This is a genomic window from Coleofasciculus sp. FACHB-712, assembly GCF_014695635.1.
Taxonomy (GTDB): domain Bacteria; phylum Cyanobacteriota; class Cyanobacteriia; order Cyanobacteriales; family FACHB-T130; genus FACHB-T130.
Window position 1 is genome coordinate 1 of record NZ_JACJOQ010000500.1, and the last position, 11,111, is coordinate 11,111.

Genomic DNA, 11,111 nt, shown 5'->3' on the forward strand with positions numbered 1-11,111 from the left:
CCCCCGCCAGCCCTTTCTTCACCAAAAACGTCAGCAAGCGCAAAGATAACTTCGCCAGTCAGCTTAGTCGTTGTAGAGAATTGATGGCTTTCCAGAAATGCCGTGCGACCTTCTAAGTTATCTACTCGCGTTCTTAAGGTGGCTAATTCTGCCCCAAATTCATCAATTAGCCGCTGTAGCGTCGCTAAATCTTCTTTAGTGACAAAGTCAGCCGAACTTGCCGCAATCAGTTTTTCGATTTGCAGCAAACAGGCGTTCATCCCGGCGGCAAATTCATAACGCGACAGTGCCCGGTTGCCGCGAAAGGTACCATCGGGATACCCAGCGATACAACCATAACGCTCCACCAGGCTTCGCAGTGCTTCGTAAGCCCAATCCGTCGGTTCTACGTCCTGCAACTGCGACACGTTGGTGACTTGATCCATCGAGTCGGTTGTACCGGCTTCGGTGGTGTATTGGTCGATTTGTTCTAATTCGCTGTTTTGGCTCGTGGGGACAGCATCAGCAGTGGGTTGCGCGATCGCGTTATCTGCTAAAACTGGTTTCGGACTCATTAATTCAGCTTCAGCAACCGGCGTTTCTTGGGCAGACGTGCCGTTGGTGAAAACTGGAATAGAACTAATTTCTGGTTGAACAGCCAGTTCTTGAACAGGTGTCTGCTGCGCTTGCTGGGACTGCTCGGCTGGTTTTAATAAATCAGTCACCTGGGTAGTGGCAGCTATCGGCTCGCTCGCCACTTGAGTTTCAGGCGTCTGTGCGGCAAGCGTGCTACTGCAAACTAATAAGGATGCACCTAGGATCGCTGGCCCTAATTTTAGAGTATTCCACAAAATTTTAGACATCTAATCTCCTCACACCTAACTGAACTCAAGGGAAACAATCCCGGATTAACGGAACGCTATAGGGAGTCTTCTTGAGAAACTCCATCATTATTAAACATGAAACACTGCCAACTCAAGCTCAACATTGTCTTGTAGGCGACATAATTTCCTCTAATGCTAGTTGTGTCAGTTTAGGGATAGGTAAGGATTTGGTAATCTACAGGTTAAGCAATCCTGACAATCCGCTAGCTAGGAACCCAACAAATAAAGCCGATTTAGAGGCTTTCAAGTTGCGCTCCGAATCGGCAAGAGCAAAGTTGGCGATTAAGCGATTAGATTAGTTTATATGATTAGTTGTCAGTTGTGACTATCGATCCTCACCCTGACCGCTAATTAAAAGGTAAACGTTGTTCTAATCGTACCAATAATGATGTCATCATTATCTCTGTTTTGGTTAGGAGATGTCAGCCAGATAATGCCCGGAGTAATTGAGATGTTATTTATCATCTGATACTTATAGAAACCTTCAATGTGATAGGCAAAATCACGCTCGAAGTTTTCTGGGCCTGGAACATTTAGACCTCTGAGAGTTGGTTCGGCCCCAGCGATAATGCCAAGCAAATTGCCTTTTTTGCCAAAATCCGGTAAAGCAAGACCAAGGGCAAAGTTCCAAATGTCGGCAGCGCCTAAGCCAATCAAACGAGCGTCAGTTTTGCCCACCCAGCCATTTAGAACAAATTGAGGGGTTAATTGGAAGGAAGCCTCTAACCCGTAAGAGTTGCTCGAAACGGGTCTGCTCAACTGAGCTTGGGTTAGACCACCTGTAGTCGCAGCAGCTAGCGTTGCTGGATTCAAATTGGCAAGACCAGTACCAGTACCGCCCATAGCAAAGCGGGGAGCATTATTGCCGCCATTATCATAGGCGTGAATGTAAGTGAATCCAACCTTAAATCGGTTAGTCCCAAAAACTAACTGTGCCAAACCTGAGTAGTTACCGTTAAAAACCCCGTTGTCATCTTCGGGATTGTTGGCTGTGTTGGAGAGATAACCTAAGTCCAACTTCAGAGCGTTGCTAATCTTGTAGTTCAAGCCGACACCAGCACCTAAAGGTCCAATCCGATAAATGGGGTTGCGTTCGGCAAAGCGGGATAGGGCATTATTGCCACCGCCATTGCCTTCAAAATACGGGTCAACCGTGTCAGCGTAATAGTGATGCAGTCCATTAGCAGCAGTGAGGGTAACAGTTATATCACTTCTCAATGAGAGGGAAATACAGCGATAGGGGTCTACAGGTAGCTACCTGTAGACCCCTATCGCGAACTGTATAGAACGCAAGTAAAAAATGCTATATGAGTGCAAGTTTACTCTTAAATCAGTATGGGCACTGCCGTGCCGTGACTGTAGCCTTTAAGACCGGGTTCCCGTGACAATGTAGGCAACTCGTTGACCAATATTGGTGGCGTGGTCTGCCATTCGTTCCAAATGCCGAATGATCAACCCCATCAACAGAATCGGTTCAACCACCCCTTTGATATCCCGCTGAAAGGCTAAGGTTTGATAAACCGTTTCGTAAGCGCTATCCACGGCATCGTCTTGCTGCTTGACAGCTTTCCCGGCGGCTGCGTCCAAATCTGCCAGCGCGACTAAACTCGACGCCAGCATGGCTTGAGCATGATGGGACATTACCTCAATCTGCGGTAGGCAAGAATGAGGCGGGTAAGGAAAGAGTTTAATCGCAATTTCTGCTAAGTCTTTGGCGTAATCACCAATGCGTTCTAAGTCGCGCACCAGCTGCATACAAGCACTGAGTAAACGCAAATCCTGTGCAACCGGAGCTTCCAGAGTCATTAAAGTTGCACAATCTAGCTCGATTTGGCGATAAAATCGGTCAATTTGTTTATCCAATAAGGGAATTTCCCTAGCGGCTGCCAGGTTACGGGAAAATAAGGCTTGATGCGAGAGGCGAAAGGAGTTTTCTACTAAGGCTCCCATTCGCAAAACATCCCTTAATAAGCCCCTAGTTCTGCGATCGAAGTGTATCCGTTCCGTATGCACGTGTTTAGAGGAAAGCATTCACCTCTGCTGGTAGAAAAACAAAACGACTGTACTCTCTAAGATGGCTTAAATTTGTTGATTTGGCTGTATGCATATAGACTAAATGAAAACCTATCGTAGGATAGATGTAATTTCTAGGGGCTGATTTTGGAAGGTACAGTTAATAACTTAACGATCCAAGTTCAGTCGCTGAAACCCTTGAAAAATCATTTAGTCGAATCATACTTTGGTCATCTTAGTGTTTCAGAACCCTTTTAAATTGTGAGTTCTGTCTGACTAGCATGATTGGTTAATACTAATTTTCTTAAATGGTGCAAAAAACTCAAAGTGAATATCGAAACTGCAACGATGGCTAACCTTAAATTTCAAGCGGGGATTGAAAGGAAGGTAATTCAATTTGCAGCCATGCGCCGCCGGTTTCTGGATGATTCTTCGCTTTGACGGAGCCGCCATGAGCGATGACAATTTGCCGCACAATCGCTAAGCCTAAACCGCTGCCAGTCGTTACCACAACTGACAATTCTTCAGAAGTTCCAGAGGAGTTGTGCTGACGCCGCCTGGAGGGATCTCCTCGGTAGAGCCGCTCAAAAACATGGGGTAAATCGAACTCAGGGAACCCAATCCCTGAATCAATAATATTGATCTGAACCAAGTTAGGGATATCCTTATTCGGAATAAGATTTACTTCAACACGGATAGCTCCTTCAAGGGGACTGTATTTAATGCTGTTGTCGAGTAAGTTGAGAAATACTTGGGTGAGACGAGATGCGTCGGCTTTGATGAGTAAGGTGTCGGAACCAGAATAGCTGAAGCTGAGTTGCTTTTGTCGTGCTAAAGGCTCTATTGTTTCCCAGGCAGAGTGAATTAAGCTTCGCAGTTCTACTAATTTTAGGGTGAGGTGTTTGCTGGGATCTTGCTCTAAGTGGCTTAGTTCTAGCCAGTCTTGAACTAGGTTCATTAGTCTGTTGACTTCTGGCAGGAGGCGGTCAATTAATGAGCGCTCTTTTGTAGACTGCAAGCGTTTTTGCAAGGTTTCCGTTACCAAACGGATGGAGGTGAGGGGGGTTCTGAGTTCGTGGGCTAAATCAGAAACCCAGCGATCGCGCGATTGGGAAAGTTCGATTAAAGGTTGGCGATTTTCTAGAAATACACCCACTTGTCCGTAGGCTAAGGGCAAGCTAGATGCGCGTAAAGTAAGCGATCGCATCTCCCCAATTACCGCTGCATCCGAACAATCTGGGTGAAATACCCACTCTTGTTCACAAGGCTTTTGCTGGTGTCGAGTTTGCTCAATTAGCTGATCGAGTTCATAGGATCGCACTAACTCCAGCAGCAAACGCACCTGTCCTGGTTCCCATCGATGAAGCTCTAATAAAATGCGGGCTTGCTCGTTGCACCAAATCAACTGGTTTTCTTCATCCACCTCCAGATAGCCGATGGGTGCCACTTGCAGAATCTCTTGATTCATTTGCAACTGCGTCTTTAGCTGAAGAGACTGCTGATTTGCCAAAGCAATTCCACTGCGTAGCTGCGAAACCAGCGGTAAAGATACCCCAATGACACTTGAAGGTAGCAACCCAAGAATTTGCTCTAACTGGCGGTAAAGCTTGTTCCGCCGCCAGATCCAAAACCCAATTCCTAAAGTTAGCCCCACAAAAAATGCGATGAGGGTCATTTAAGCTATCAGTTGAAAATACAAAGTTAGTAGAGGTGAGTGCCAATAAACGTAAGGTGATGGGAATGGTTGGGGGGAGTGATTCATAAAAACAGCGCCTCTCAACCATCGACCGCTACCAGCCATGTTTAGTTGTGCCCCTCTACTGATGAAGAAGGAAGGTTGAAAATTCACTCTTCCTTCTTCATATTGCATCTTTTAGCCGAACCGATAACCAAACCCACGTACCGTAATTACGTATTCTGGTTGGCTAGGATCGCGTTCTAATTTTTCTCGCAACCAGCGAATGTGAACATCTACTGTTTTACTGTCCCCCACAAAATCTGGACCCCACACCTGATCGATCAGCTGCTCCCGCGACCAAACTCGACGCGGATAACTCATAAATAAGTCCAGCAAGCGGAATTCTTTGGGTGATAGGTTAACTTGCTCGCCCCGAACAATCACGCGACACTCTTGGGGATAAAGCGTCACATCCTTGAATTGCAGCACTGGCGCTTGGGGCAATCCGCCAAGTCGTTGGCGTCGCAATAAGGCACGACAACGGGCAATTAACTCCCGCATACTAAATGGCTTGGTTAAATAGTCATCCGCTCCCACTTCTAGACCTAAAACTCGGTCAGTTTCAGTTGCTTTAGCACTGAGAATCAAAATCGGGACTGGATTTCCTTGATACCGTAACAAGCGACAAAGATCCAAGCCATTGACCTGAGGAAGCATTAAATCGAGAATAATCAGGTCAAAGGGGAAATCTACCGTAGCAGGGGTCTCACCCTGAAGAAATGTCAAAGCGGTACGCCCATCGGCGGCTGTTACCACCTCGAAACCTTCCTCTTCTAGAGCCAAAACTATCATTTCCCGGATGAGATCCTCATCTTCAACAATTAGGATCTGGCTTGTTCGCCCTAATTCTGGACTAGATGGGTTCTTCGGGAGGTCGAGGGAAAGCATAATTGGGGAACTTGAGAGTGTAATTCCATCCTCATTCATACAACAAAATTGCTGCCTCAGAGATTCCTTTTCGAGTACATGACCCCTCAACCCAGCTAGGATGGAGTCGGTGCGCTGTTTCGCCCAAATTTATCTTTAGCGATCGCCCAACATTTCTGATTATTCTGATTATGCTGCTGCACTTAAGTACCTGGCCTGAAGTAGAAGTCTATCTCAACCGTTCTCAGGGGATAATTTTCCCGATTGGTTCGACAGAGCAACACGGGCCAACTGGGTTGATTGGGACGGATGCAATTTGTGCAGAAGCGATCGCGCGCGGGGTTGGCGAAGCAATTGACGCAATGGTAGCCCCTACTATCAATGTTGGCATGGCGCTGCACCATACGGCTTTTCCTGGCACAATTAGCCTGCGCCCCAGCACCATGATTCAGCTAATTCGAGACTATATCCTCTGTTTAGCTAGGGCTGGATTTACCAAATTTTTCTTCATTAATGGTCACGGCGGTAATATTGCGACGCTAAAGGCGGCTTTCTCGGAAACTTACGCTCATTTAGCTGATTTAAATATTCCCAATGCCCAGTTAGTGCAGTGTCAAGTCGGCAACTGGTTCATGTGCAGTTCTGTCTACAAGCTGGCAAAAGAGCTATATAAAGACCAAGAAGGTTCTCATGCCACCCCTAGTGAAGTTGCCCTCACTCAGTACGTCTATCCAGAAGCCATTAAACAAGCGCCCCTCTCAGATCAAGTCGCTTCTGGACACCCAATTTATGGTGCTACTGATTTCCGTAACCGTTATCCTGATGGGCGTATGGGTTCTAATCCCGCTTTGGCAACACCCGAACACGGCAAGCAATTTTATGAATTAGCCGTAAAAGAACTCAGCAATGGATATCTGGAATTTTTGAATGCAAACTGAGCGCTTCTTTTCTTTATTTAAGTCTTTATTTAGGCAAATTGAGTAAAATCTGCTTAATTTCCTACTAGACCTATAAAATCGTTCTCGTTTTACGCTTAGCGGGCACTAAGAGTACACAATCCTGCCCACAAGACGATAAATGCCAGTATAGCTTTTCCAATATCCAGACCCGCTCCCAGCAATATTCCAAAAACACACCCTACAAACCCTAAAAGCAGGAACGCGCAAAAGAGCAAGCGGCGGTTGCGTCGGCTGATTTGCATGGGGTTTCCCAAAATCCATCCACTCTGCGTATCAAAATTTGTACGTGTGCTTAAAGGTGAGCTTTCGGAAGAGTTGTACATAATATTTATAAAATACAGGCGTCTACTTAAAAATACTTACATAGCTTGCTATGAATTCCCAGTAGGTTCACGGAATCTTTATCAAAAAAATATCTTGATTTACCTACAAATAGAGTAGGTAAAACTATAAAGCTGCTATTTCCTTGGCTTTAAGGAGTTTTGCTGAATATTAATACTTAACTAAATTATGAAGATTAGATAAAGCTTCCGTATTCTTCGATTTGTTTTTGTGGTTAGCAGAATATCAAACTTGGGTCGGATGCAAAGGAGGACAAGTGTCCATTTGCTTACAGTTGTATAAAAATAGACAAGAAACAATTGGGGGCAATGCGATCGCATCCTCATCAGACAGAATCAGACAGAGTGCAAGCGATCGCGCTCAAGAATTTGTCTTTGTTTGCACTTGCCCGGCCATTTCAAAAATTGTTGCCTAGTATCTTCTATTTACAAAGCCCAAAAGCCACTCAGGACGTTTTGGCTAATACAACAGGCTGTAGTTGCCAAAGCAACCATGCAGTGAATGCTGTCAATAGTGCGCCTATCCCAAAACAAACGCTATACCCAAAGGTAGCAGCAAGGTATCCGCTTCCCAAGCTACCCAGTGCGCCTGATGCCCCAATTATTGCGTTGTAAAACCCAATTGCCGAACCTTCCTTGTCTTTGCCAGCCAGTATACCCACTGCCGTGCTACTAGATACAGCGATCGCTGCCCAAGTAATACCGCTTAATATCTGAGCTAATCCAACGAACGCCAGACTGCTCGGTTGAGGCGGAATTAAAGCCAACAAGACAAAAATTCCAAAAACGCCACCCCTGAGAGCGGTAGCCTGCGCTTGGAGTTTGATACCAGGTCGCTGATGCACCCAATGACCGACAGGAACGTACAACCAAGACTCTATTGTTGACTTAACTAAGGCAATCAAGAATACCTGAGTATTCGTAGCTTTTAATGTGTTGGTGAGAAAAACCGGGAAGGGCACAATAACCAGGTTGATGGCAACGAAAAATAGTAAAGAACATAGATAATAACGCCCTAGAGGGCTTCCTAGGGGCTGAACCGCTTGGCTCAGAGAGCTTGGGCGCAGTACAAAGTAGAGGGCGCGGGATGGGTAAAAAACTGCTCGCCTTTCAATCACTCCTACAGTCAATTGCCCTAGCAGTTTCGGATTAAATTTTCGGCGTTGGCGAACAAACTTGGGTTCTTTTACCCAAAGAAAGCACAGAAGTAAACTCAGCGACGAAACAACACCTGCAAATAATAATAATCCGCGCATTGCTGCAACATTACTCACGAATTTGGAAGCAAAGTTGAGCCAGGTCATCCCGAATAGAACACTAGCGACAAAACTCCATCCTGTTACCTGATAGAATTTACCGAAGAACTTAGGCCACTCCTGTTCGGGAAAACTATCCAGTACTAATGCTGAACCTACTGGGGTAATCGTTGCCATAAAAAAGCCTCCCACACTGCCAAGAATTAATACTTGTGAGAGGTTATCGCTAAAGCTGAGCATTGATATGCAGAGAGTGAATCCTAGAAATCCCAATATCAAGAAGGGAGTACGATAGCCCATCTTATCTGATAGGTTGCCCCATAAAATGAAGGCAAACATACCTACTAGGGCGATCAGTGAGTTTACTTTAGCGACATCAGCGACGGTTCCCCCTACTACCTGAATGATAAATAGGGGCATTAGTATAATTAGTAGGCCTTCACCTATTTTATAAGGAACAAAAGCGAAAAACCATAATGGAACTGAGCTTTCAAGCTTCCATGCGTTTTTCTTGGTAGTAATATTCATTGCTAAATTAAACTGAATCTGGGTGCTGGATTGGCTGTAACTCTCTGTTAAGGTTTACCAGAGTTCTTCATCAATAACAGGATCGATTATCTGCACCCAGACGGTTAATTATTATTAACCCTTTTCTTAATTCAGCCTATTTTTTTGTATTTGTGCATCAGTAATATTACGGATAAAATTGCGGATAAATATTAACAAATAAAGCTATTTAGTTTTATAAAAAGTTTATTTTCTTAAGGGATTGAAAGTTGAATTTCTATAATTGGGAATATAAATAAATTCATTTTTTGAGCCAATATACAGCAATCCTAAATCATGCGGGCAAGCGAGAGCCCTGACTTCCTAGAGAAGTCGGGGCTCTGAAGAGCTGGCTCACAACTCAAATAGAATTGCTATATTCGCTTTCTCCTTGGTTCCGCTTAATAACGGTTTTTGAGAGAGCGTATATTGCAAAAATTGGAGAAATGGATAGATTCCAAAATGATACAAGATGCTTAAAAAACGCAATAAAGACGATCGCGCATTATTCCCCACGTGCTACTACTTGCACCTTAGTGCCGTCTATTCATCATCATCTAGCAGTTCATCATCATCAGGATGATGAGAGGCTGGGATAGCAGCAATGATGGCATCGATAACTTTGGCGACGGGTACAATTTCTAATCCCAATTCTGGGAAAGTTTGCCCTTTGGGGACAATTGCTCGCTTAAAGCCTAGTTTGGCGGCTTCTTTCAGGCGCAGTTCCATTTGGGAGACAGCGCGGACTTGTCCGCCTAAGCCAACTTCGCCAATTAAGACAGTGCGGGGATCGACGACGCGATCGCGAAAAGAAGCCACCACTGCGATCGCCATTCCCAAATCGACAGCAGGTTCTTCTACACTCAAACCCCCCGCTGAAGCCACATAAGAATCTAATTTAGATAAAGGGATGCCGACTCGTTTTTCTAATACTGCCAAAATTTGTAGCAGTCGGTTGTAATCAACACCCGTCGTTGAGCGGCGGGGGGAACTATAACTGGTTGGACTCACTAAGGCTTGCAGTTCCACGACAATCGGGCGAGTGCCTTCGCAGGCGACGACAAGGGCGGTACCCGGAACCACTTCGTCCCGATTGCCCAAAAATAACTCCGAGGGATTAGAAACTTCTCGGAGTCCTCGATCTGCCATTTCAAAAACGCCAATTTCGTGAGTTGCGCCGAAGCGGTTTTTGACAGAACGCAGAAGCCGATGAGAAGCAAAGCGATCGCCTTCAAAATACAATACGGTATCTACCAGGTGTTCTAGGACTTTTGGCCCAGCGATCGCGCCCTCCTTGGTAACGTGTCCCACAATCAGCAGGGTGATACTCTCTCTCTTTGCCACCTTCATCAATGCAGCAGTACATTCCCGCACCTGCGCCACCGATCCCGCTGCCGACGTTAGAGACGGTAAGTAAATCGTCTGCACGCTATCAATTACTGCCACATTCGGTTTCAGAGATTCCAACTCCCTGATAATCTCTTCTAAATCGGTTTCCGCCAGCACATACAGATCCGCACCCGCTGAGATAGATGTCACCGGAGTCTCTACAGATGTCTCTACAGATGTCTCTACAGATGCCTCTATTTCTGGCTGGAGAGACACGCGATCGCCGTTTTTTTCCCGATCCGGATTCAGGTTGCTAACACCCAAACGCGAAGCTCGCAGTTTTACTTGTTGTCCCGATTCTTCCCCACAGACATAGAGAATGCGATACATCTGCGACATCTGATTCGCCGTTTGCAGCAGCAGCGTTGACTTACCAATGCCAGGATCGCCACCAATTAACACCAAAGAGCCAGGGACAACTCCCCCGCCCAGTACGCGATCGAATTCTCCATAACCAGAAGTCCAGCGCTCCTGATACTTGTCGGTAATTTGCGCGAATGTCAGCGATGCTCTCGCCTGGGGTGCTTTGGCAGCTAATTTGCCATTGCGCTGTGAGCTTTGCAAACCCCGGCTGGGAAGGGAAGAATTAATCTGGGACACAAACTGCTCTTCCAGGGAGTTGTAGGTGCCGCAGGCGGGACACTTGCCAAACCATTGTGAAGATTCTGACCCACATTCGTTACAAACATAGTTAGTTCGCGGCTTTGCCATGCACCATTCTCGATTTGTTAAAGAATCTTAATAAATCGCAAGGAATAAGAGAATATAAAAATCCAGCAACTGTGAGGATTTCAGGCTTTCCAAACCGACTAAACAGAATGATATCTTAATGTAATGGTATCTAAAATTAACGATTAGAAATCGGAACTTAAGGAGCGTTGACGAGCTTGGAAAGCCATAAAGAAAAAATTCTGGTAGTTGACGATGAAGCTAGCATCCGTCGCATTCTGGAAACGCGCCTTTCCATGATTGGCTACGATGTCGTGACGGCTGCCGATGGAGAAGAAGCGCTGGATACCTTTCGCAATGCCACTCCTGACTTAGTAGTTTTGGATGTGATGATGCCAAAGCTAGATGGCTACGGCGTCTGTCAGGAATTGCGGAAGGAATCGGATGTGCCAATTATCATGCTAACGGCT

At 45.7% G+C, this 11,111-nt stretch carries 10 protein-coding genes; 3 read left to right on the forward strand and 7 right to left on the reverse strand.

Features of this window, described 5'->3' with window-relative positions; translation table 11 throughout:
- The 5 genes from H6F50_RS16580 to H6F50_RS16600 form a co-directional block, all read right to left on the reverse strand.
- Positions 1 to 842 (reverse strand): iron uptake porin (locus tag H6F50_RS16580; RefSeq protein WP_190429549.1); only part of this gene is annotated, 842 nt, incomplete at its 3' end.
- 372 nt (positions 843 to 1,214) lie between these two features.
- The gene (locus H6F50_RS16585) at positions 1,215 to 2,081 is read right to left on the reverse strand and encodes an iron uptake porin (protein ID WP_199292202.1); all 867 of its coding nucleotides are present in this window, start codon (positions 2,079 to 2,081) and stop codon (positions 1,215 to 1,217) included.
- Positions 2,082 to 2,228: 147 nt separating this feature from the next.
- The gene (gene phoU, locus H6F50_RS16590) at positions 2,229 to 2,894 is read right to left on the reverse strand and encodes a phosphate signaling complex protein PhoU (protein ID WP_190415204.1); all 666 of its coding nucleotides are present in this window, start codon (positions 2,892 to 2,894) and stop codon (positions 2,229 to 2,231) included.
- A 340-nt stretch (positions 2,895 to 3,234) separates the two neighbouring features.
- Entirely contained in the window at positions 3,235 to 4,551 is a 1,317-nt protein-coding gene (locus H6F50_RS16595; RefSeq protein ID WP_190429550.1) for an ATP-binding protein, read from the reverse strand.
- A gap of 198 nt (positions 4,552 to 4,749) precedes the next feature.
- Positions 4,750 to 5,502, reverse strand: coding sequence for a response regulator transcription factor (locus tag H6F50_RS16600; RefSeq protein WP_190415208.1), 753 nt, complete (start codon positions 5,500 to 5,502; stop codon positions 4,750 to 4,752).
- Positions 5,503 to 5,672: 170 nt separating this feature from the next.
- Between H6F50_RS16600 and H6F50_RS16605 the strand changes: the two genes are divergently transcribed.
- Together H6F50_RS16605 and H6F50_RS16610 are read left to right on the forward strand one after the other, a co-directional pair.
- A complete protein-coding gene (locus tag H6F50_RS16605) occupies positions 5,673 to 6,419 on the forward strand; it encodes a creatininase family protein (protein ID WP_190415210.1) in 747 nt (248 codons plus the stop codon).
- A 619-nt stretch (positions 6,420 to 7,038) separates the two neighbouring features.
- A complete protein-coding gene (locus H6F50_RS16610) occupies positions 7,039 to 7,197 on the forward strand; it encodes a hypothetical protein (RefSeq protein ID WP_190415212.1) in 159 nt (52 codons plus the stop codon).
- A 30-nt stretch (positions 7,198 to 7,227) separates the two neighbouring features.
- Here H6F50_RS16610 and H6F50_RS16615 read toward each other — a convergent pair whose 3' ends face one another.
- Both H6F50_RS16615 and radA read right to left on the reverse strand, forming a co-directional pair.
- Positions 7,228 to 8,565 carry an MFS transporter gene (locus H6F50_RS16615; RefSeq protein ID WP_190429551.1) on the reverse strand — a complete coding sequence of 446 codons (1,338 nt, stop codon included), beginning with the start codon at positions 8,563 to 8,565 and terminating at the stop codon, positions 7,228 to 7,230.
- 561 nt (positions 8,566 to 9,126) lie between these two features.
- The gene (radA, locus tag H6F50_RS16620) at positions 9,127 to 10,683 is read right to left on the reverse strand and encodes a DNA repair protein RadA (RefSeq protein WP_190429552.1); all 1,557 of its coding nucleotides are present in this window, start codon (positions 10,681 to 10,683) and stop codon (positions 9,127 to 9,129) included.
- 167 nt (positions 10,684 to 10,850) lie between these two features.
- On the opposite strand from radA, the gene H6F50_RS16625 reads away from it, so the two are divergent.
- Positions 10,851 to 11,111, forward strand: a 261-nt coding sequence (locus H6F50_RS16625; RefSeq protein ID WP_190429553.1) for a response regulator, incomplete at its 3' end; no start/stop codon positions are given.